The 21,901-nt window shown below is 60.7% G+C and carries 15 protein-coding genes; 6 read left to right on the top strand and 9 right to left on the bottom strand.

Annotated features, from left to right (window positions below):
- Positions 1-48: 48 nt before the first annotated feature.
- Positions 49-735, bottom strand: a complete 687-nt coding sequence (locus HJ583_RS17645) for a DUF6250 domain-containing protein (RefSeq protein WP_217423494.1) — start codon at positions 733-735, stop codon at positions 49-51.
- On the opposite strand from HJ583_RS17645, the gene HJ583_RS17640 reads away from it, so the two are divergent.
- A complete protein-coding gene (locus tag HJ583_RS17640; RefSeq protein WP_170022993.1) occupies positions 713-997 on the top strand; it encodes a hypothetical protein in 285 nt (94 codons plus the stop codon). The two genes, HJ583_RS17645 and HJ583_RS17640, sit on opposite strands and share 23 nt — an antisense overlap.
- A gap of 328 nt (positions 998-1,325) precedes the next feature.
- On the opposite strand, the gene ligA is transcribed toward HJ583_RS17640, so the two are convergent.
- Genes ligA through smc form a run of 3 tightly spaced genes read right to left on the bottom strand, consistent with a single transcriptional unit; the run spans position 1,326 to position 8,399 of the window.
- Positions 1,326-3,698, bottom strand: a complete 2,373-nt coding sequence (gene ligA, locus HJ583_RS17635; protein WP_170023137.1) for an NAD-dependent DNA ligase LigA — start codon at positions 3,696-3,698, stop codon at positions 1,326-1,328.
- 9 nt (positions 3,699-3,707) lie between these two features.
- On the bottom strand, positions 3,708-4,832 hold the full coding sequence (locus HJ583_RS17630; protein ID WP_170023136.1) for a cell division protein ZipA: 1,125 nt from the start codon (positions 4,830-4,832) through the stop codon (positions 3,708-3,710).
- Positions 4,833-4,877: 45 nt separating this feature from the next.
- Positions 4,878-8,399, bottom strand: a complete 3,522-nt coding sequence (gene smc / locus HJ583_RS17625; protein WP_170023135.1) for a chromosome segregation protein SMC — start codon at positions 8,397-8,399, stop codon at positions 4,878-4,880.
- Positions 8,400-8,532: 133 nt separating this feature from the next.
- Between smc and dapC the strand changes: the two genes are divergently transcribed.
- The 5 genes from dapC to HJ583_RS17600 all read left to right on the top strand — a co-directional run bounded on the left by dapC (position 8,533) and on the right by HJ583_RS17600 (position 13,505).
- On the top strand, positions 8,533-9,717 hold the full coding sequence (dapC, locus tag HJ583_RS17620) for a succinyldiaminopimelate transaminase (RefSeq protein WP_170023134.1): 1,185 nt from the start codon (positions 8,533-8,535) through the stop codon (positions 9,715-9,717).
- A gap of 38 nt (positions 9,718-9,755) precedes the next feature.
- Complete coding sequence (gene dapD, locus HJ583_RS17615) at positions 9,756-10,583, top strand: 2,3,4,5-tetrahydropyridine-2,6-dicarboxylate N-succinyltransferase (protein ID WP_170023133.1); 828 nt, start codon at positions 9,756-9,758, stop codon at positions 10,581-10,583.
- Positions 10,584-10,639: 56 nt separating this feature from the next.
- On the top strand, positions 10,640-11,818 hold the full coding sequence (locus HJ583_RS17610; protein WP_101943761.1) for a PilT/PilU family type 4a pilus ATPase: 1,179 nt from the start codon (positions 10,640-10,642) through the stop codon (positions 11,816-11,818).
- A gap of 62 nt (positions 11,819-11,880) precedes the next feature.
- On the top strand, positions 11,881-12,837 hold the full coding sequence (prmB, locus tag HJ583_RS17605; RefSeq protein ID WP_170023132.1) for a 50S ribosomal protein L3 N(5)-glutamine methyltransferase: 957 nt from the start codon (positions 11,881-11,883) through the stop codon (positions 12,835-12,837).
- A 218-nt stretch (positions 12,838-13,055) separates the two neighbouring features.
- Positions 13,056-13,505: a response regulator gene (locus HJ583_RS17600; protein ID WP_170023131.1), complete on the top strand. Its 450-nt coding sequence runs from the start codon at positions 13,056-13,058 to the stop codon at positions 13,503-13,505.
- 37 nt (positions 13,506-13,542) lie between these two features.
- Here the strand turns inward: HJ583_RS17600 and HJ583_RS17595 are convergent, their stop codons facing one another.
- The 5 genes from HJ583_RS17595 to HJ583_RS17575 all read right to left on the bottom strand — a co-directional run bounded on the left by HJ583_RS17595 (position 13,543) and on the right by HJ583_RS17575 (position 21,850).
- Positions 13,543-15,474 carry a C13 family peptidase gene (locus HJ583_RS17595; RefSeq protein WP_170023130.1) on the bottom strand — a complete coding sequence of 644 codons (1,932 nt, stop codon included), beginning with the start codon at positions 15,472-15,474 and terminating at the stop codon, positions 13,543-13,545.
- 64 nt (positions 15,475-15,538) lie between these two features.
- Positions 15,539-19,873 carry an ATP-dependent RNA helicase HrpA gene (hrpA, locus tag HJ583_RS19210; protein WP_235943915.1) on the bottom strand — a complete coding sequence of 1,445 codons (4,335 nt, stop codon included), beginning with the start codon at positions 19,871-19,873 and terminating at the stop codon, positions 15,539-15,541.
- A gap of 235 nt (positions 19,874-20,108) precedes the next feature.
- A complete protein-coding gene (infA, locus tag HJ583_RS17585; protein ID WP_101943769.1) occupies positions 20,109-20,369 on the bottom strand; it encodes a translation initiation factor IF-1 in 261 nt (86 codons plus the stop codon).
- Between the two features lie 101 nt (positions 20,370-20,470).
- Positions 20,471-20,674, bottom strand: a complete 204-nt coding sequence (locus tag HJ583_RS17580) for a cold-shock protein (protein WP_101943770.1) — start codon at positions 20,672-20,674, stop codon at positions 20,471-20,473.
- A gap of 279 nt (positions 20,675-20,953) precedes the next feature.
- Positions 20,954-21,850 (bottom strand): LysR family transcriptional regulator ArgP, encoded by an 897-nt coding sequence (locus HJ583_RS17575; RefSeq protein WP_170023129.1) that lies wholly within the window; start codon positions 21,848-21,850, stop codon positions 20,954-20,956.
- Positions 21,851-21,901: the final 51 nt, after the last annotated feature.

Genomic DNA, 21,901 nt, shown 5'->3' with positions numbered 1-21,901 from the left:
GCCTGGCGAACCAGGCTGCCGGAATGGATACAGCGGGAGTTGGTGCGTCTAGCGGGCGACGACCGAGAAGCCGGACAGCTTCCAGTGACTCACGGTGGTGCGGAAACCGAACCAGCCGGAGAGGAAGGGCGTGGCGTCTGCGTAGCTGAACACGAGCTTGTCATTGGCATACCACTTGAGCGTTGCCGGATCGCTGGCAGTGGCTGCACGCGACACCACACGCACCTGGACTGGGGTATTGGCGACCAGGCTGGTGGCGGCTGTCATGTCACCAGCAGTGTCGTCGGCGGTCCGACTGGCAGCCGTGGCATAGCCGGTGATCTGCGGTCGGGTGGCGGTGCCGTCATAGCGGCGCAAACGCGTGGTGGTATTGCTGTTGGCGCCGAAACCAACGTAATACAGCGTCAGCGGATTATAGGAAGCCAGCTTGCCATCCAGCGTCAGATGGGTCGGGTCCGGGTCACTACCGGTAGGCACAACCGCGTTCCAGAACATGTTCAGATCAGAAATGCGATCCGTGTAGGTTTTGCCGCTCACCGTCACCGTGTAAGGAATCGGTGTGGCCGTAAAGCGGATCTCATAGTCACCCGAGAATTTCTGTTTGAACCACAGCGTGGCTCCGGCGGGCTGGACAATATCAAGCACGCCATTAGCGGCGGTCACCGTACCGGAAGCGTCCTCCTGCTCCACCTTCCACAAACTCAGGCCCTGGGTGAAATCATCCGAGGCCAGCACGCTTACCGAACTGCTGGATGAGGATAGACTGCTCGACGCTGTGGCGCCGCTGCTGGCGGCTGAAGAAGAATTGCTGCTAGACGCCACGGATGCGCTGCTGGCAGCGAGACTTGAAGAGGATGACGACACAGCTTCCAGACTCCTTTCATCACTGCCGCCACCGCAAGCAACAATGTTCAGGCAGACAGAAGAAATCATCAGAATCTTTGCAAGGAATACAGACTCCCTGGATAAGGACATTACCAACCTTTCGAAGATTTAATAGTCAGAAACAAAATCAAATTGAATCGACATTTAAACCCACGAAAAAGCCAGCACTAAATACTTAAAGAATTGAAAGATATTCAATCCACGCTGAGTTTTATCCAGATTCGAATAAGCATTTATCCATCTGCATGGATACGCCGGACTCAGGCCTGAATATTAAAGAAAAGAAACTCCAGCCAGCTTTGAAAGCGTGGCGCCCGAGCGGGAGGTCGGAGTTGAGTATAGGGACAGGATCAAAATCCGAATCCATAACCCGCCCAGTGCAAGCCGTGTCGATACACAGCCAATGCGCAGGCACGGCATCCAGTCCGGTCGCAGAAAGTTCAGGGCGCTGGCACGCCCAGCAGCGTCAGCAGTCCGTTCTGATCAAGAATGGAAACACCCAGCTCTTGAGCCTTGGCGAGTTTGGAGCCCGCTTCGGCGCCAGCCACGACGTAGCTGGTCTTCTTCGATACCGAGCCACTCACCTTGCCACCCTGCGCTTCGATCAGCGCCGTGGCCTGCTCACGGCTCAGCGTGGGCAAGGTGCCGGTCAGTACGAAGGTCTTGCCGGCCATGGGCGCTACGCTTGCCTCTTGCTGCGGCGCTGCAGCCAACAACCGGCTGCAATAAGCCTCAAGCGCGCGCAACTCATCAGGCTTGCCGGGTATGGCCAGCCATTCGGCGAGCGCTGTGAGTACATCAGCCGGCAAATCCAGCGCAGCGAGTTCGATCGGCGTCAAAGCAGCCAGCGCAGACAGGCTGCTGACCTGGGCGGCGAGCTGCTGGGCGCGCACCGGGGTCAGACGGCGGATATCAAGACGCGTCAGCAACTCGATCATCGTCAATTGCTGAGCCAGGCGCGCCGAGGGCGGGTGTTCATCATCCGGCGTTACGCCAGCACGCACCAGCTCGTCCAGCACGCGTTCGTTATTGGGCTCGGCAAAGAACTCGTGCAGGGAATCAGCCACCACCCCACCAATGTCCGGCAGGCAGGCAAACACAGCACGTGGCGCACGGCGCACGTTCTCCAGCGAACCCAGCCACTCAGCCAGAGTCTTCGCAGTGGACTCTCCGACATGCCGGATTCCCAGCGCGAATAGCAGGCGCGCCAACGGCGGACGCTTGCTGGCGGCAATCGCCTCGATCAGGTTTTCGGCCCACTTCGTGGCAACCTTGCCCTGCTGCACGGTTTCCGGCGTCACGCCGTCACGCTCATCTGCACGGCGCTTCATTTCAAGCAGATGGTCGAGGGTCAGGGCATAGAGGTCAGCAATCCGCTCGATATAGCCCAACTCAACCAGGGACTCGATGTAGCGCTCACCCAAGCCGTCGATATCCATCATGCGGCGACCGGCAAAATGCATGATGGCCTGGGCACGCTGGGCGCGGCAGGCCAGGCCGCCGGTACAACGCGCGATGGCTTCGCCTTCTTCGCGCACCACATGGCTGCCGCAGACCGGGCAGTTCGTCGGCATGATGAACTCGCGCTCGGCGCCGCTGCGGCGCTCGGCGACCGACATGACCACTTCAGGGATGACGTCCCCTGCTCTGCGCACGATGACCCAGTCACCGATCTTCAGATCCTTGCGCCGCAACTCGTCTTCGTTGTGCAGCGTGGCATTGGTGACAGTCACCCCGCCCACGAACACCGGCTTGAGGCGGGCGACCGGCGTGATCGCGCCGGTACGGCCAACCTGCACTTCGATGTCCAGCAGCTCGGTGAGCTCTTCCTGTGCCGGGTATTTGTGGGCCACTGCCCAGTGAGGCTCGCGATTGCGAAAACCCAGCTCGCGCTGCAAGGCCAGGCTGTTGACCTTGTAGACAATACCGTCGATGTCGAAGGGCAGGCTGTTGCGTAGCGCCGCGATGCGGGCGTGAAAAGCCACCAGACCTGCCGCGCCACTTGCCACACAGCGATGCTCACACACCGGCAGGCCAAAGCTAGCTAGCGTATCGATGAGTGCGGCATGCGTCAGCGGCGCATCCTGCCAGCCTTCAATCGCCCCCACGCCATAAGCAAAAAAAGATAAGGGGCGCTGTGCGGCAACATACGGGTCCAGCTGCCGCACCGCACCTGCGGCGGTGTTGCGCGGATTGACGAAGGTTTTTTCACCCAGCTCGCGCTGGCGAGCATTCAGGCGCTCAAAGTCGTCACGCCGCATGTAGACCTCGCCGCGCACTTCCAGCAAGGCGGGCGGCCGCCCCTGCAGGCGCAGTGGAATACTGCCTACCGTGCGGATGTTGTGGGTCACGTCTTCACCGACCTCCCCATCCCCACGCGTGGCAGCCTGCACCAGCACGCCATGTTCATAACGCAGATTGATCGCCAGACCATCAAACTTCAGCTCGGCTGCGTATTCGATCGCAGCCTCATGCGCTTCAAGCCCCAGCTTGCGCCGCACACGGCCATCGAACGCCTCGGCGCCGGCAGGCGTGGTGTCGGTTTCCGTTTCGATGGACAACATCGGCACGGCATGGCGAACAGGGGTGAGTTCCTTCAGTACCGGACCACCCACGCGTTGGGTGGGCGAGTCGGGCGTACGCAGCTCGGGCTGTGCGCGCTCGAGCGATTGAAGCTCACGGAACAGGCGGTCGTACTCGGCATCCGGCACCAACGGCGCATCGAGTACGTAGTAGGCATGGGCGTAGCGGTTGAGCTGATCGCGTAATTCGGCTGCGCGCGCCGCGTCGTCAGCCTGCGAGAACAGGTCCATCGAAACGACTCAGGAAAACAGGCGCAGGGCGATCAGGCTGCCAGCAGGCATAGACTGGCGCTCCATCTGCAGCTCGAACTGGCCGATCTGGCTGCGGATCAGCTGGATCGAGCGTTCGGTGAGCGGATTGCGGTTGTCATCGACCAGCACACCACCAAGGGAATCAGCCAGATGCTGAGCAAGACGCACCATGCGCTCGAAAGTGGATGCTGGGTTCAGGGCGCGCGGCACGTCCAGCACAAGAGTCAGACCCGGCGTCTGCAGATGCTTCAATTGCTCCACCGAGAACAGCGTGTTTTCCTGGTTGGCCAGTACGAACTGCCCGAGGCCTGCATCATCAAGGGCGTGGTAGCACCCATCGTTGCCCAGTTGCAGACCAGCAGCTTCGGCCAGACCGCGAATCTTGGTGCCGGCAAAGGGGGCTGCGGCGCTGACCACATTCACCGCGATCTGGATATCTACTTCGGAGCTGAACTGGTCGATTTCATGAGCGCGGGCCAGTGTGTCGGCCTTGGCCGGCAAGCGTGGCACGGCCAGGAACTGATCACAGACACGTGCCAGGCGTTCATTGAAACGATCCAGCTCTTTTTCCGTCAGCGCGCCGCGGCGGTCCGCCAGTTGCAGGGTGACGCAGGCGCGATTGATGCTGCCTGGCGTGCGCGCGTCGATCTCGAACCATTCGTTGTCGTTGTCATTCCAGCCGAACCAGGCCAGGTTGCGCTGATTGCCCGAGAGCGCTTCCTGTTGAGCGGTATACAAGGCAGAGGCAGAAACACCCGCGGGAGCCTCAATGCTCACGGCGCAGTCAATGGCCTGCAGTTCCCAGGGGAGCGAAGGCTCTTGCTGACGCGGCAGTACCGATGCGCGGGCAGCCATGGCGGGGGTATCACTGCCGCGGCTGGCCGGGTTGGGGATGTCTCTCTGCAGACCGGGCTCCATACGCCCCCCGGGCGCCGGCGGAATCACGGCTTCAGCATCACCGTCGAGCAGCACATCGTGATGGGTCGAGCGGAAGGCCTGCTCAGCAGTCTTGCGGGCGCGGCGCTCCTGCCACAGGTTGTAGATCACCAGGGCAAGAATGGCGATTACGCTGAGACCGATCAAACCGTATTGCAGTTCGTTTCCAGACATCATGAAGGCTTGGCTGTTGGTTTGTGCAATAAGGGCGGCATTATCGCATCAAGCGGCCGCAGGCTGGGCAAGCTTGAGCGCCTCTTCCATGTCCACTTCGACCACCCGGGAAACGCCCTGCTCCTGCATCGTGACCCCGACCAGCTGCTGGGCACGCTCCATGGTGATCTTGCTGTGGCTGATGAAGATGAACTGCGTAACAGAAGACATGTGCCGCACCATCTCGCAATACCGTTCGGTATTGGTATCGTCCAGAGGGGCATCCACTTCGTCGAGCATGCAGAACGGAGCCGGATTGAGCTGGAACATTGCAAACACCAGCGCAATCGCGGTGAGCGCCTTTTCTCCGCCGGAGAGCAGGTGGATGGAGGTGTTTTTCTTGCCGGGCGGCTGGGCAACGATCTGCACGCCAGCGTCGAGAATTTCATCGCCGGTCATCACCAGTTGAGCCTGCCCGCCACCGAAAAGGCGCGGGAAAAGTTCGCTGAAGTGCTTGTTGACCGTGTGGAAGGTAGCTTGCAGCTGCTCGCGGGTGTCGCGGTCGATACGGCGGATGGCGTCCTCCAGCGTACCGATGGCGCGCATCAGATCGTCGTACTGCAGATCAAGAAAGTGCTTGCGTTCGCGTGAGGACTCCAGCTCGGCCAGCGCAGCAAGATTCACTGCGCCCATCTCGGCAATTTCTCGCCCGAGCCGGCTCACTTCGCGGCTCAGCGCGACTTCCTTGATGTCAGCCATGACGGCTTCTTCGAGCGGTAGGATTTCGGCGCCCAACTCCCCGAGGCGCTCTGCCGCCTGGGTGGAACCCAGCTCAGCCGCCTGGTGCTTCAGACGCAAGTCGGCCAGCTGTTCTCGCAGCGGCCCCAGCGCCTGCTCGCAGCGCACGCGAATCTCGTCCAGCTGTTTGATGTGCTGGCCGGCACGCTCCAGCTCCTCACGGCGCAGCGCAAGCGTAGCTTCGCGCTGACGGCGGAGGTCCAGCGCAGTCTGCAGCGATAATTGCAAGGCTGCGTCATCAAGGTTTTCCTGCTCGGAACTCAATTGCAACCGTTCCTCAGCCAGCTTTTCAAGCTGCGCCAGAGCCAGCTCGGCATTGCGGCGCTGCTCATCGAGACGGGCGTTGCTGTCGCGCGCGGCGAACTCGGCTTCATGCCGCAGGCGCTGAGAAGCGGCAAGCTGCTCGCGTGCGACGCGCAAAGCAGCCTCCGCTAGACTGCTGCGGGCCGTCGCCTCCTGAAGCGAATCCTGCTGGGCAAGCAAGCGTTCCTCGGCCGAGGCACTGGCAAGCTCAGCCTCTTCCAGATGGCTATGCTCGATACCTTCCTGTTTGAGCAGTTCGGCCGCCTCGAGCGCCAGCTTCTCCATGCGTTCGGTATGTCGTGCCTGTTCCTGCTGAGCCTTGACGAAGGCCAGCTGGCGCTCATGCAGACGCGATTGCAGACTCTGAACGGAGCGACGCCCCTCACTCAGCGCCTGCTGCAGCGCCTGCAAACGCGCTTCTGCCGCCTGCTGTGCAGCACGAGCAGCCTCTTGCGCGGCTTCGGCGGGCTCAAGCTCCGCCTCCAGCAACTCGATTTCGCGCTGACGTTCAATGGCACCGTGGGTCCGCGCATCCGGCGCAAACAGGCTCAGGCTACTGCTGGAAAGCATCTGCCCCGCAGGGGTCACCAGGATCACACCCGCCGGCAGCACAGAGCCGGCAGCCAGCCAAGCATCGAGTGCCGGCATGGCATAGGCGCCATCCAGCCAGTGCGAGAGCAGCGCTGCGAGCTCCGGGCGCTGGCAGCGCAGCTTCTCTTCCAGCAAGGGGGCATCGAACAGCGGCGCACGCGGTGCAGGGGCTTGGCCAGCCGCCCGCAATAGCGTTACTGGCGCAGGCACTGGGGTGCTGAGCAGGCGAGAAAAATCCTGATCCAGCGGGCCGATCGCGCCAATACGCTCACGCAGAACAGCTTCAACAGCCAGCTCCCAGCCCGGCTCCACTTGGAGGGATTGCCACAAGGGGGGCTCATCGGTGAGCCCCGCTTCGCGCAGCCAGCCCGCCAGGTCACCTTGATCACGCAGGCTCGACTGCAGGCCGCGCAGCGCATCCAGTCTGGCCCGCTTTTCCGTCAGGCTGCGGCTGATGCCTTGCAATGCATGGCGACTCGCCTGCACGGCGTTTTCAGCGTCGCCCTGCTGAGCCTGCGCCTCTCCCTGCAGCAGCTCGGCTTCCTGTTGCTGCGCTATCAGCTCGGCTACCTCTGCTTCCAGGGCGTTCAGCGCGGCCGCATCTTCGGGCTGCAAAGCACCGCGTTCGGCCTCCATGCGCGCTCGACGCTGGGCAAGAGATTCCAGCGCACGCTGGCTTGCCAGGCGCCGCGTCTCTTCCACGCGCAGTTGCTGCTCAATCAGGCTCAGATCGCGGCGAACGGCATCCTGGGCAGCAAGCGCTTCACGCCAGCCATCCTCCGCTTCGGGCAAACGCTCCTCGGCCTCGGCCACCTGCAAAAGCGCCAGCTCCAGCCTCTCCTGCGCCAGCAGGCCTTGTTCGGTGAGCGCTTCCTGCTGCGTCTGGGCCTGCTGCTGACGGTTGCGCCACAAACTTTCATCCTGCAGCAACTGGCTGCCACGCAGCGAGAGGCGGCTATGCGTGTCGCGCAGATTCTTCAGCTCGGCTTCAATACGGGTAACTTCCGCCGTGATAGCAAAAAGCTCACCCTGCGCCGAACTCACGGCCTCGCTTGTCACCACATGCGCTTCACGAGCGAGGGTGATGCGAGTCTCTGTTTCGACCAGCTTGTGCTGAGCCTCTTCGATGGAACTTTGAGCCTGAGCAATCGTTTCGGCCAGACGGAACTGCTCGACCTGGGCCGTCGTGTGCTTGTAGCGCCACAGCAGAACCTGTTTCTGGGCCAACTGGGAAGTCAGCTCCTTGTAACGCCGAGCCACTTCAGCCTGCACTTCAAGGCGGTCGATCTGCTGGCCGAGTTCGGCCCGGATGTCTTCCACCCGGGCCAGGTTGTCACGTGCATCGGAGAGCCGGCCTTCTGTTTCGCGGCGGCGCTCCTTGTATTTCGTGACGCCCGCGGCCTCTTCCAGGAAGGCACGAACCTCCTCAGGGCGCGCCTCGATCACCCGCGAAATCATGCCCTGCTCGATGATGGCGTAGGCACGCGGCCCCAAACCGGTACCGAGGAAGAGATCAATCACGTCCTTGCGGCGCACCGCGACGTTATTGATGAAGTAGTCCGAACCGCCATTGCGGTCCACCTGGCGCTTGACCGAAATCTCGGCGTACTGGGACCACTGGCCTGCAGCCTTGCCATCGGCATTGTCGAAAATCATCTCGACGCTGGCGCGCGACACAGGCTTACGCGAGGTAGATCCGTTGAAAATCACATCCTGCATGGACTCACCCCGCAGGGCTGAGGCCCGCGTCTCGCCCAGCACCCAGCGCACCGCGTCAATCACATTGGATTTTCCACAGCCATTGGGACCGACGATCCCGACCAGCTGACCCGGCGTCAGGATGGTTGTCGGATCGACGAAGGACTTGAAACCGGCGAGCTTGAGCTTGGAGAGGCGCACTTTAGGGGGCGTAACGGAAGGCTAAGGACGGATTCATGGCGGAACGGCGGGCTATAATAGCACCCGCTCAAGGCTCGCCCGCCTCCAGCCGGCCGGCCTCTCCATCAGACCAAGACCCACTGGCGAAACAATCTTGAACCCCCTGCTCGACCTGCTCCAGCCCTACCCTTTCGAGAAACTGCGCGCCTTGTTCAATGGCGTGAAACCAGTCGATCTGCCGGCAATCCGACTATCCATCGGCGAGCCGCAGCATGCCACACCGGATCTGATCTTCAGGGCCATGAGCGACGCTTTCTCAGGGCTGGCGGTATATCCCACCACGGCGGGCACGGACGCTTTGCGTCAGACAATTGCAGACTGGACCATGCGCCGCTATCGACTGCCGGCGCTGGACTGGGCAACGCAGGTTCTGCCGGTCAATGGATCGCGCGAAGCGCTGTTCAGCTTTGCCCAGGCCGTGGTCGATGCCAGCAAGTCTGCACCGTTGGTGGTGTGCCCGAACCCGTTCTATCAGATCTATGAAGGCGCCGCCCTGCTTGCCGGCGCCCAGCCGGTGTTCCTGAACCAGACGCCGGAAAACGATTTCGGCTTCGATCTGGATGCGCTTTCGGCTGACGAATGGGCGCGTGTGCAGCTCTTCTACGTGTGTTCGCCGGGCAATCCGACCGGGCGTGTGCTGTCGCTCGATGAGTGGAAAGCGCTGTTCGAACTGTCGGATAAATACGGTTTCGTGATCGCTGCCGACGAGTGCTATTCAGAAATCTACTTCGACGAAGCCCTTCCTCCGCTGGGCGCGCTCGAAGCGGCCCATAAGCTCGGGCGCAGCGGTTTTCCGCGTCTGGTGGTGTTCTCCAGTCTTTCCAAGCGCTCCAACGTGCCGGGCCTGCGCTCCGGTTTCGTGGCGGGCGACGCCAAAGTCCTGGCCGGCTTTCTCAAGTACCGCACCTACCACGGCTGCGCCATGAGCACGACCGTGCAGGCAGCCAGCATCGCCGCCTGGAAGGACGAGGAGCATGTTCGCGCCAATCGCGTGATGTACCGCGAGAAGTTCGACGCGCTGGTCCCCCTGCTTTCTCCGGTGCTGGAAGTCAGCCGTCCGGATGCCGGCTTCTATCTGTGGGCACGCACGGCGGGGGACGATGCCGAATTCGCGCGCGACCTGCTTGCCGCCACCAACGTCACGGTCCTTCCGGGACAATATCTTGCAAGGCAGGCACATGGCCGCAACCCCGGCCAGGGCTTCATCCGCATTGCATTGGTTGCCACCGGGCAGGAATGTCTGACCGCTGCGCAGCGCATCGTGGATCACCTCAAGTAATTTCGTTTACATACACCCTTCACCATCAGGAAAACGCAATGTCTCAACATCCGCTGCAGCCCCTCATCGAAGAAGCCTTCGAACGTCGTGCCGATATCACCCCGACCGCCTGTGATCCCGTGCTTGCCAAGGCCATCGAGGAGGTGATTGCCGAGCTGGACGCTGGACGCCTGCGTGTCGCCGAGAAGATCAACGGCGACTGGGTGACTCATCAATGGCTCAAGAAGGCCGTGCTGCTCTACTTCCGCACCCATGACAACGCGGTGATGGGCGGCGGCGATGCCGTGCGTTACTTCGACAAGGTGCCGACCAAGTTTGCCGACTATTCCGAGGCTGATTTCCGTGCCGGCGGTTTCCGCGTAGTGCCGAATGCCGTGGCCCGTAAAGGAAGCTACATCGGCAAGAACGTGGTGCTGATGCCGTCCTACGTGAACATCGGCGCCTATGTGGATGACGGTGCGATGGTCGACACCTGGGCCACCGTCGGCTCCTGCGCCCAGATCGGCAAGAACGTACACCTCTCTGGCGGCGTCGGCATTGGTGGTGTGCTGGAGCCCTTGCAGGCCAACCCGACCATCATTGGCGACAACTGCTTCGTCGGTGCCCGCTCCGAAGTGGTGGAAGGTGTGATTGTTGAAGACAACTGCGTCATCTCGATGGGCGTATATATCGGCAAGAGCACCAAGATCTACGATCGCGCCACCGGCGAAGTCACTTATGGCCGTATCCCGGAAGGCTCGGTTGTTGTCTCCGGCAACCTGCCTTCGGCTGACGGCAAGTACTCGCTCTACTGTGCTGTGATCGTCAAGCGGGTGGATGCTCAGACCCGCTCCAAGACTTCGATCAACGAGCTGCTTCGCGACTAAAATGCTGTAAAAACGGGAGGCCCGACGGGCCTCCCGGTCTATCCGGGAGAGGCTTCATGATCTTCGACAAGCTGTTCCAGCTGATGGCCGAGCGCCATGCTTCCGATATCTTCGTATCGGCCGGCGCCCCCATCCATATCAAGATTGACGGGGTTGTCATCCCGATCAATCAGCAGCACATGGAGCCAGCGGTCATTCAGCGCATGGCTTACGAGATCATGAACCCGGAGCAGATCGCGATCTTTGAGCGAGACCGGGAACTCAACATCTCCTTCTCGCGCCGTGGGCTGGGCAATTTCCGCATCAATTTCTTCTGGCAGCGCAACAGCGTTTCAATCGTGGTGCGTTTCATCCAGGGTGAAATCCCAGCACTGGAAAGCCTCAACCTGCCGCCAGTCCTCTACGACATCATCATGGAGAAACGCGGGCTGGTACTGGTGGTTGGTGCAACCGGCTCAGGCAAGTCGACCACCATCGCGTCGATGCTGGACTATCGCAACACCCACGTTTCAGGGCATATCCTGACCGTGGAAGATCCCATCGAATACCTCTTCCGCCACAAGAAATCCGTAGTGAATCAGCGTGAGGTCGGTTTCGACACGCATAGCTGGAATGATGCGCTGAAAAACGCCATGCGCCAGGCGCCGGACTGCATCCTGATCGGTGAAATCCGCGATCTGGAAACCATGAAGGCGGCCATCTCCTATGCCCAGTCAGGGCATCTGGTACTGGCAACCCTGCATGCCAATAACGCTCACCATGCACTGAACCGCATCACCAGCTTTTTCCCGCTTGAAAACCGGCCCTTGCTCTTCCTGGACCTAGCCGTCTCCCTGCGCAGCGTGGTATCGCAACGTCTCGTCAAGAAGCCGGATGGTTCCCGCGTCCCGGCAGCTGAAATCCTCATGAATACGCGCCACATTGCCGAGCTCATCGAGCGCGGTGAGTTCGGTGACGTGCGCGAGGCCATGGAAAAATCCCTGGCACCCGGTTCACAGACTTTTGAACAAGATCTCTATCGCCTCTATCGCTCCGAGGTCATTACCCTCGAAGAGGCGCTGGCCAACTCGGATTCTCCGACCAACTTCTCCTGGCTGGTGAATAATGCGCCAACGGAAGAGGAAGCCGCCAAGAAGCCGCTCATGCAACTCGACAGCATTGTCGAATTCGAGCCTGCCGAAGACGATGGCGCCTCCTTCAGTTCGTTTACCCTGCACATGGACGAAACGAGCTGAGTCTCGCCCCACCCGAAACCTTGCGGCGCCCCGGGGCGCCGCACGCATTTTGAAAGTACCTCATGCAAGAGCACGACTGCGGCGATCACTGTGATCATCACGACCACGAAGAGCACGACCACCATCACCATGGCCCGCTGGAGGAGTTGGTGACCGTCCGCGATTTGATCCGCTACGCCACCAGCCAGTTCAATCGCGCCGGCCTATTCTTCGGTCACGGTAGCGTAGATGCCTATGATGAGGCGGTGTACCTCGTGCTGCGCACGCTGCATCTGCCCATTGATCGCCTAGAACCTTTTCTGGATGCCTGCATCCCGACCGCGGAGCGTGCGGAGGTACTGGATATTATCCAGCGCCGGGTTGAGGAGCGCATCCCTGCAGCCTATTTGACCCACGAAGCCTGGTTGGGTGATTTCCGTTTCTATGTTGACGAACGCGTGATCGTGCCGCGCTCTTTCTGCTTCGAGCTCCTGCGTGAGGGCTTTTCACCCTGGCTTCGGGAAACAGAATCAGTCTTGCGCACACTGGATTTGTGCACTGGTAGCGGATGCCTGGCCATCCTGATGGCCCATCATTTCCCCAATGCAGCAGTGGATGCCATTGATTTATCAAGCGATGCGCTCGACGTTGCACAGCAGAACGTAGTGGATTACGGTCTGCAGAATGTGGTGCGCCTGATCAAATCGGACGTTTTCGACGCCCTGGCTGACGAACGCTATGATTTGATCCTGAGCAACCCGCCTTATGTCACCGAAGAGTCTATGCAGGTCTTGCCCGAAGAATATCTGCACGAGCCGCGCATGGCGCTGGCCGCGGGTGAAGACGGTATGGACATCGTGCGCCGCATCATTGCCGGAGCTCGCCGCCATCTGACGGATGAAGGTATTCTCGTTGTCGAGGTTGGTCACAATCGTGATTTGGTTGAGGCTGCTTTCCCGGCACTTGAGTTTGTCTGGCTGAGCAGTGCCAGCGAGGAAGAAAAGGTCTTCCTTTTGCGTGCTGATCAGCTTCCTGCCTGACCCTCGGGCCGGGAGCAAACCATGATCACCCCGGCCCCTTTGCAGAGAAATGAGCGCTTCACCCCGGACTGCCCGAAAGTCGCCACGCTGGATCAGATGAATCAGGCAAACCGAATTGCTTCAAGCATTGCATTCTGCTGCCGCTAGTAATCGCTAGCATTTCCGCAAACCACAGCAACTGATCCGGTACCGGCACCTGTGTGCCGCCGGGAGGCAAGATGGCGACAGATCGACCAATCCTCCTCGTAGAGGACAATCCAGACGATGAAGCGCTCACCCTGAGGGCCTTCAACAAGAACAAGATAAGCAATCAGGTTGTCGTCGCTCGAGATGGTGTCGACGCCGTTGATTATCTCTTCGGCATGGGGCGACATGCTGGGCGGGACACCTCGGTCATGCCCGCAGTAGTCTTTCTGGATCTGAAGCTGCCACGCATTGACGGGCTGGAGGTGCTGCGCCGCATCAGGGCAGACTCACGCACCAACCTCCTGCCAGTCGTTGTACTGACAACCTCCCGCGAAGCTGACGACATTCAGGAAGCCTATCGCCTTGGTGCCAACAGCTATATCCGCAAACCTGTCGATTTCGAACGCTTCCTGACCATCGTGGGCCAATTGGGACTGTACTGGCTGGAATATAACGAGTTGGCCGAGTCTCGCGCCGATTGAGTAGCCTATCTGTAGCTAGACGCTCTTAGCCACGCTTTTACAGACCTCTGGCGCCAGTCTTCTCAAGCGTATTCAGCAGCGGCTGAATTGCTGCGCCAACAGAGATCTGTGGCTCCGAAGCTTCTAAGCCCTCTTCTTTCTCCCGCCGTGCAACGCTCTGGCGCGCTTGCTCAAAGGCGGCGGTGAAAGAGTGGCTTTGCCGCAACGCCTCGTCGAAATAGGCTTTGCCAAAAAAGGTCCAGTCAGCCGCGTGGCTGCAGCCATGTGAGTTGCGGTCAGCGCGTGATGCAGTCATGACCAGGGTATGTGCGTCCTGCAAGGGTTCAACGAAGCCGCCGGAATAGCAGGCCGAAACAACAATCACCCGGTTCTGGATTCCCGCCTCGTCAAGCGCTGCGCGCAGGCTTTGTGGCGTTAACTCGCCGAAGCGGAATGGCCACAGATCGAGCGAAAAATGATGGTCGGCCGCGCCGTGTGAAGTCATGAAGAGGAACAAAACATCCTCCTCGCGATTCATCTTGCGCCCGATATCACTCAGCGCCCGCTGCAGGGCGATAGTGCTGGCTACGGGCCGCTCCTGCACGGTCGCGGGATTGTTCAGTAACACCACACTTCGACCCTGCGTGTTGAAACGCTCGGCAAACAGGGCTTCGACGCTCTCAACCTCACGCCGGAAAACATCCTGTGCGCCATAACCGCCAAGCGCCAGCAAATAGAGTTCAGGCACCCCGGCACGCCCAGGGCGAATGGCCGCCAGAGCCCGCTCCAGCAATGCGGGTTGAGCGTAGAGAACCCCTTCATCAGTTGCAGCCTCCCAGCGATTGGTGGCATTGGCGTTTTCCTGTCCGGAGTAGTCCGGCACCCACAGACGCGCCTGCCCCAGATTCAAGCTCAAAGCCACGACGTACATGAAGCTCACCCCGAGCACTGCTCCCATACGCTGGTCGGCAGGCAATTCCAGAGTGCGTACCAGTGCCACGATGCTGACCAATGCCATCCACAGTAAGACGATCCCGTTTAGCGCCTCCAGATACTGTGCGGCCGGTGTGCTCTGCAATAACGCGAAAGCGAGAAGGATTGGAGCTTGAATGACTAACCCGGAAGCGAGCAAGGCCAGAACAGCCGCCGGAATCCTGCCTTGCAGGGTGCTGCAGTTCGATACAGCCCAGGCACACAGCAATACGCAGAGCACGCTAAAGGACTGATAGGGCAGCGCGTAGGCGTTCAAGCGCCCATCGAATCCAACCATATGGAGGTCATAACCCAGGCCTATAAGCAAGCCCAGGACCTGTAGCAGCACAATCTGCAGGATCGAGACGCGCAGAGTGGCCACAGCCTCACTATGAAAAAAAGCGAACAGGAAGCCTGCCTTAAGGTTCTGAGCCAGATCTTCCAGCGCGCGCAAACCTCGCTTTTCCGGCAATGACAGTGGCAAAGGAGGTGATGCACTGGCCTTGAGGCCACTACAGGACTCCACACTACGCAACCAGGCTGAAAAATCTGCGTCGTCCGCAAAGCTGCGCCGAGGCACAAAAAATGCGCGACAACCCTTCTGGTAGATCAGCGCACCTCCGCTATTACACTCGATTCCCTGGAGCGCGGACCAAGGGATATGGCTATAGCCAAGCTGCGTGTCGATGACGACGCCCTCTTCCTCCAGCGCTAGACTAAAAGTCGCCGGCAAATCTGCCGCCAGCCGCTTCATCTGCAGACGCATCACCAGAAACTGCAGCCCACATATCAGCAGGGCGAAGATAGCCAAGGCCTGGCCATTCACTCCGGCGAGCAATCCCTCTTCATCAAAGAGCCATCCCAGAAACAACCCCAACGCGAGCCACACAGGCAGTAGAACCCAAGGGCGACTGCGTGTCGTTCGCTGCAGACGCACTGTACAAGCACCCACAAGCTGCAGGCGTTCAGCGGAGTTGTTCTCTATCCTGATCCAGTCAGGGGAAGTCGTATCACTCATTGGCATTAGATCCGGTTATTCCGCATGCATGATGCGGGCTTTCGAGCGGCCCGGCAAGTCAAGCTCAACGCGGCCTTGATTCCCAGATCTTCTGCAGGCGCTTCACGCTGACCGGCATTGGCGTCTTCAGTTCCTGCGCATAGAGGCCCACGCGCAGCTCCTCCAGCAGCCAGCGGAACTCCTCTAGCTGCGGGTCGATCAGGCCGCCGCGCTGCATGGCGATCCATTCACGCTCCCATGGCCCGGCCAGCGATTTCCACTCGGCCATTAGTTGCGTGTCGCGCGCGGGGTTGTTGCGCATTTTTTCGATGCGCACGTCGATGGCCTTCAGGTAACGCGGGAAGAGCGCGAGCTTCTCGAAGGGATAGGCGATCAGGAAGTTCTTGGGCAAAAGTTTACCCACCTGCCCTTGCACGTCGGCCAGCAGATCCGGGAAGCCCTTGAGGTTGGCGAAGCGCTTCTGCAGCGAGGCGTGCTCGGTGAGCAGTGTTTGCACGAGGCGCATCAACTCCTGCGCGACGAGGCTGACGCGGGTCTTGGCCTCCAGTACACGCTGGTTAAAGTCGGTGGGATTCACCGGCAGCGGCGCCATCAGGCAGGTGCGGATCAGCGTGGCTTCGACAAGCTGGGCTTTCAGCTCGGCCTCGGTGCCAAAGGGCATGAATTGCAAGGACAGCGGGCGCAGACCGGGAAGACGCTCGACCGCTTTGACCTGATCCTTGAGGTTCAGCGCGAAGAGGCGAACGAGGCCCTTGCGATGCACGCGCGCCGCCTCTTCTTCGGTATCGAAAGGCCTCAAGGAGACGGAGTCGCCATCGTCATGCAGGGCGGGGAAGCCGATCAGGTTGCGCTTGCCGATCTTCACCTCAAGCAATTCGGGCAGCGGGCCGAAACTCCAGGTGGTGATGCCGGAGAAGGCCGTGTGCTGGCCGTCTTCATCACGCATGTCGGCAGCGGTAGTCGCATCGCGGCTCTCTACGGCACCTGCCTGCGAAGCTTTGCCGGGCGCGGCTGGCGGGGCGGCTGTCTCCTTGCCCTGCACATTCAATGCAGCGAGTTGCGCACCCATCGAGCCTTCGATCTGCGCAGCGCGGAAGGCGGCGGCGGCCGTGTCCTTGAGCTTCAGGCGCAGCTCGGCGAGATCGCGCGACTGATCCAGCACGCGGCCGTGCTGGTCGATCACGCGGAAATTCATGAAGCAGTGCGGATTCAGGTTCTCGAAGCGGAAGCTGGCCATGTCCAGCTTGTAGCTCACGCGCTCCTCGACGAAGCGCTGCAGCGCGCGCACCAGCGGCTCGTCCGGCTTGTACTCGCCCGCCTCGATGGCATCGAGGAAGGCGCGCGTGCTCTCGCCAATCGGCTGCAGGCGGTGGCGATGGCGCTGCGGCACGGTCTTGAGCAGCGCGGTAACCTTCTCCTCCAGCATGCCCGGCACCAGCCATTCGCAGCGATTCGCCGGCACCTGATTGAGCATGGCGACCGGCACGCTGAGCGTGACACCGTCATCCGAGGCGCGTGGCTCATGCACATACGTGAGCTTGAGGCGCTGGCCCATCACTTCGAACTCGGCCGGGAACTTGTCGCTGGTCGCACCAGCCGCCTCGTGGCGCATCAGCTGCTCGCGTTCCAGATGCAGGCACTTGGGATTCGCCCGCTCGGCCTGCTTGCGCCAGGCTTCGAACATGCGCAGATCGGTCACTTCGGCGGGGATCTGCGCGTCGTAGAAGGACTCGATCAGCGCGTCATCGACCAGCAGATCTGGTCGGCGCATCTTCTGCTCCAGGCGCTCGATCTCGGCGATCAGGCGCCGGTTGTGCTGAAAGAATGGCATGTTGCGCGCGGCGGCTTCGTCGATCTCGCCGGCGACCAGACCATCACGGATCAGCAGCTCACGGCACAGCGCCGGGTCTTCCTTGTCATAACCGCAAGCGCGGCGCGGGTAGAGCGTGATGCCGTGGAGCACGCCGCGCTCCCAAGCGCGCACGGCGCCCTTGGCCTTCTCCCAGTGCGGCTCGTAGACGCTCTTGCGCAAGAGATGCGCGCCGACTTCCTCCAGCCATTCCGGCTCGATCTTGGCGATGCAGCGCGCGAAGAGCTTGGAGGTATCGATCAGCTCGGCGGCCATCAGCCACTTGCCGACGCGCTTGGCCATGAAGGAGCCCGGATGCGGCCAGAACTTGATGCCGCGTGCGCCGTTGAAGGCTCCGACCCAAGGACCGCTCGCATCCTCGATCTTCACGCCCACATGCCCGAGAAGCCCGGCCAGCAAGGATTTGTGGATAGCCTCGTAGGAAGCGCCCTGCCCGGCTGGCTTGGCGGGCTTCTCCGGTACCGGCTCAGGTATCTGAATCTGGCAGCGCAATTTGTCGAACGACTTGGCGCGCAACGCAGGCGCCTCCCTCTCCTGGCCCTTCGGGCCACCCTCTCCCGCTTGCGGGAGAGGGGCTTTGCGCTCCCCTCGCCCGCTTGCGGGAGAGGGGCTGGGGGAGAGGGTGGTCTTGGCTTCCTTGTGAATCCAGCCATGCTCCGCACACAACTCATGCAGCTGGGTGTGGATGTCGCGCCACTCGCGCATGCGCAGCCAGGAGAGGAAATTTGTCTTGCACCAGGCTTTCTGCTTGCTGGAACCTTCGTGGCGCCAGACCTCGTCGGCGGCCTGCCACAGGTTCCAGTACCAGAGGAATTCACTCTTCGGTTCAGCCTTGTCATCCGGCGCGACACGGAAGCGCGCATGCGCCTGATCGGCGGTGCCGGGCTGCTCGGGCGGACGCTCACGCGGGTCCTGCACCGACAGCGCTGCGGCGATCACCAGCACCTCACGCAAGGCGCCGCGATCGCGCGCAGCAAGGATCATGCGGCCGATCTTCGGGTCCAGCGGCAGCTTGGAAAGCTCGCGGCCGATCGGCGTGAGTTCATTGTCATCATCAACCGCGCCCAGCTCGTTCAGCAGCTGGTAGCCATCGGCGATCATCTTGCCGCTGGGCTTATCGATGAAGGGAAAATCTTCCACCGCGCCCAGGCGCAGCGACTTCATGCGCAGAATCGCGCCGGCCAGCGAGCAGCGCAGCACTTCCGGCTCGGTATGCGCGAGGCGACGATTGAAATCATCCTCGCTGTACAGTCGGATACAGATGCCGTCCTGCACCCGGCCGCAACGCCCGGCGCGCTGCTTGGCGGCACTCTGGGCGATCTTCTCGATCTGCAGGAGTTCGACCTTGTTGCGGTGGGAATAGCGATTCAGACGCGCCAAGCCCGCATCCACCACATAGCGGATGCCCGGCACGGTCAGCGAGGTTTCGGCGACGTTGGTCGAGAGCACCACACGGCGCCCGTTCGAGCGCGAGAACACACGCTGCTGCTCGGACGCCGACTGGCGCGCGAACAGCGGCAGGATCTCGGTGCTGGGCAGATGATCCTTGCGCAAGGCCTCTGCAGCTTCGCGAATCTCGCGCTCGCCCGGCAGGAAGACCAGCACATCGCCCGGCCCTTCGCGCTGCAGCTCGCTCACGGCTTCGACGATGCCTTCGTAGAGGTCGCGGTTCGGGTTGCGGTTTTTCGGCGCAGACATCCGCACACCGGCGCGAATCAGAGGCTTGAGAACGGCATCGTTCTCCTCTTCCTCGATCGGGCGGTAGCGCACTTCGATGGGATACAGACGGCCGGAGACTTCCAGCACAGGCGCCAGCTTGTCGCCCTGCGCGAAATGCTTGGCAAAGCGCTCGGCGTCCAGCGTGGCGGAGGTGACGATCACCTTCAGCTCCGGCCGGCGCGGCAGGAGCTGGCGGATGTAGCCAAGCAGGAAGTCGATGTTGAGGCTGCGCTCGTGCGCCTCGTCGATGATCAGGGTGTCGTAATGCGACAACAGCGGATCGCCCTGAGTCTCGGCAAGCAGGATGCCGTCAGTCATCAGCTTGATGTAGCTGTCGGCGCTGGTGTGGTCGGTGAAACGCACCTTGAAGCCGACTGTGCTGCCCAGCTCACTCCCGAGTTCTTCAGCGATACGCGTGGCAGTAGCACGCGCAGCCAGACGTCGCGGCTGGGTGTGACCGATCAGGCCGGCTTCACCGCGCCCGAGTTCGAGGCAGATCTTGGGGAGCTGGGTGGTCTTGCCCGAGCCGGTCTCGCCACAGATGATGACGACCTGATGCTCGCGGATCGCCTTGGCAATCTCGTCACGGCGCTGATTGACCGGCAGTTCAGCCGGAAAAGTCGGCCGGGGCAGCTTCTCGCGACGGATAGCACGCGTTGCAATGGATCTCTCTACACGCTCGCGCAAAGAGTCAGGAAGATCGGCAACCTTTGACGCACGTACTTTCAGCTCCCGCAGTTGATGACGCAGGGCCGAGCGGTCACGGGTGAGAACGAGATTGAGCAGATCGGGCAAATCCGGGGAGGACATCAAGGCACGCCAGCAGGCCAAAGGGCTGCTATTTTAACCGCTGCACACTTATCGGCTGGACAACTTGCAGATGCCGGAGAAATGCCCGGCAGGATCCGGTCAAAACGGATCACCGCCGATCACGCAAGCAATACAGCGCGTGTTTCGCCTGGATACGCCAAGCAGAACGGCCTATATCGCCAAGGCAGTACGCAACTGTTTGCAGTTCGCCCACGCAGGACGAAGCTGGATCTGATTAGCGGCGACGCTGAGGTGCCGGGCCACCAGGACCACGACCTTCGATATGACGGAAGGTAATACGGCCCTTAGACAGATCGTAGGGCGAAAGCTCCAGCGAAACCTTGTCACCCGCCAGAATGCGGATGTGGTGCTTGCGCATCTTGCCGGAGGTGTAAGCCACGAGCTGGTGTCCGTTTTCAAGCGTGACGCGATAGCGCGAATCCGGCAGCACTTCGTCGACCGCACCATTCATTTCGATGAGTTCTTCTTTTGCCAAAGGGAATCTCCTGAAAATATCGGGAAAAAGAAAAAGCCCGGCACAGGCCGGGCTCTTCCGGTGGAGCCTTGCAGCGCACATGGCGCTACATCGGCCCCCGCTTATTCAGCGCGAATGTTCGAGGCTTGCTCGCCCTTCGGGCCGGTGATGATGTCGAAGCTCACGCGCTGGTTTTCCTGCAGCGACTTGAAGCCACCGCCTTGGATAGCGGAAAAGTGAGCAAACAGATCCTTGCCACCACCATCGGGGGTGATGAAGCCGAAACCCTTGGAATCATTGAACCACTTCACGGTACCAGTTGCCATCTCTTGAATCTCCTGAAAAAAATTAAAAATAAGGGGATGCCCCCAGAGCGCGGTTAAAAACCAAATGCTCTGCGAAGCTCAAGACAGCGGGGGTCATGAAGGGAGGAACTACCGGAGAACCGGGGATTACGCCTGACAAAACTGAGCATTACTTGAAAATCGCGTGACTACTGTGCCTGTTTATTCCCGCTTTGGCAAATGTTTTCTTCACCCCTGCCCAATAGTTTGCAGTATCTGTCGCGCAGCAAGCTTTAGTGACAGGGCCATTCAGCGTTCTGACTAAGGCAGAGCATCCAGGGCTAATGCCGCACCTGCTACCAACGCCCGGCCGAGACTGCCAATCAATTCGGATTCGAGTTGCCATGTGTGCCAGTAAAGCGGAACCGCCACCGGCATCTGTGGGGTGACGTTCACTAGAAGCCCATCTTTCAGTGCGGCGCGACATTGGGCCAGCGGTGACATACCGTAGCCATAACCAAGAATCGCAGCTTCCAGATAGGCTTCGTAAGCTGGCACAAAGTGATGCGGAAAGCGTGGCTCAGCCCAATCCAGACAGCGCGCCAGATGATCAGCTTGGAGAGCATCCCGGCGGTTAAATACCAGAGCCGGTGCACGCTGCGCAGCAGCAATCGTCAAGCCACGCGGGAAATGACGTTGCGCAAACTCCGGTGAAGCGACGCACACATAAGGCATCTGACCCAGCGGCACAACCAAAAAACCCTTTGTCGCTCTCCCCTCAGAACCAATAGAGCCCAGTACCTCACCATTGCGTAAACGCGCCTGTGTCTGAGTCTGATCGTCTACCACAAATTCCAGAGTCAGCTCCGGATGGGCGTGTACCCAATCCTTCAGCGCTGGCAACACCCACGTTCCAAGGCTGTCGCCATTGACGGCAATTCGCAATTGCCCCTGGGTTGCAGCCGCTTTCATCTCCGGCCACACCTCCATAGCCAGCAAGCGGGTTTGTCTCGCAAAGCGCAGCAGCGGCTGAGCGGCCGGCGTAGGCCGCACCGGTCGGGTGCGAAACAACAACGGGGTTCCCACCTGAGACTCAAGTGCACGAATGCGCTGCGACACCGCTGACTGAGTAATTGCCAGCGTCGTTGCGGCCTTGTCGAAGCTGCCCTCGGTAGCAACAGCCTCCAGACACTCCAGTAGCGAGAAATCCAGATTCATTAGAAAACCTCATGAAACATGAGAATTATTCAAGATGCTAATACAAAACGC

Source organism: Uliginosibacterium aquaticum (assembly GCF_012972705.2).
GTDB classification, from domain to species: Bacteria; Pseudomonadota; Gammaproteobacteria; order Burkholderiales; family Rhodocyclaceae; genus Uliginosibacterium; species Uliginosibacterium aquaticum.
Note: the sequence above shows the minus strand (reverse complement) of the source record. Positions and strands in the feature narration are given on the sequence as shown.

Excerpts from the sequence above, each read along its gene's own strand:
- hrpA (WP_235943915.1), bottom strand. The coding sequence starts at position 19,873 with ATGTCCTCCCCGGATTTGCCCGATCTGCTCAATCTCGTTCTCACCCGT.
- HJ583_RS17600 (WP_170023131.1), top strand. The coding sequence starts at position 13,056 with ATGGCGACAGATCGACCAATCCTCCTCGTAGAGGACAATCCAGACGAT.
- HJ583_RS17595 (WP_170023130.1), bottom strand. The coding sequence starts at position 15,474 with ATGAGTGATACGACTTCCCCTGACTGGATCAGGATAGAGAACAACTCC.
- dapD (WP_170023133.1), top strand. The coding sequence starts at position 9,756 with ATGTCTCAACATCCGCTGCAGCCCCTCATCGAAGAAGCCTTCGAACGT.
- HJ583_RS17630 (WP_170023136.1), bottom strand. The coding sequence starts at position 4,832 with ATGATGTCTGGAAACGAACTGCAATACGGTTTGATCGGTCTCAGCGTA.
- prmB (WP_170023132.1), top strand. The coding sequence starts at position 11,881 with ATGCAAGAGCACGACTGCGGCGATCACTGTGATCATCACGACCACGAA.
- HJ583_RS17575 (WP_170023129.1), bottom strand. The coding sequence starts at position 21,850 with ATGAATCTGGATTTCTCGCTACTGGAGTGTCTGGAGGCTGTTGCTACC.
- ligA (WP_170023137.1), bottom strand. The coding sequence starts at position 3,698 with ATGGACCTGTTCTCGCAGGCTGACGACGCGGCGCGCGCAGCCGAATTA.
- HJ583_RS17580 (WP_101943770.1), bottom strand. The coding sequence starts at position 20,674 with ATGGCAACTGGTACCGTGAAGTGGTTCAATGATTCCAAGGGTTTCGGC.
- HJ583_RS17610 (WP_101943761.1), top strand. The coding sequence starts at position 10,640 with ATGATCTTCGACAAGCTGTTCCAGCTGATGGCCGAGCGCCATGCTTCC.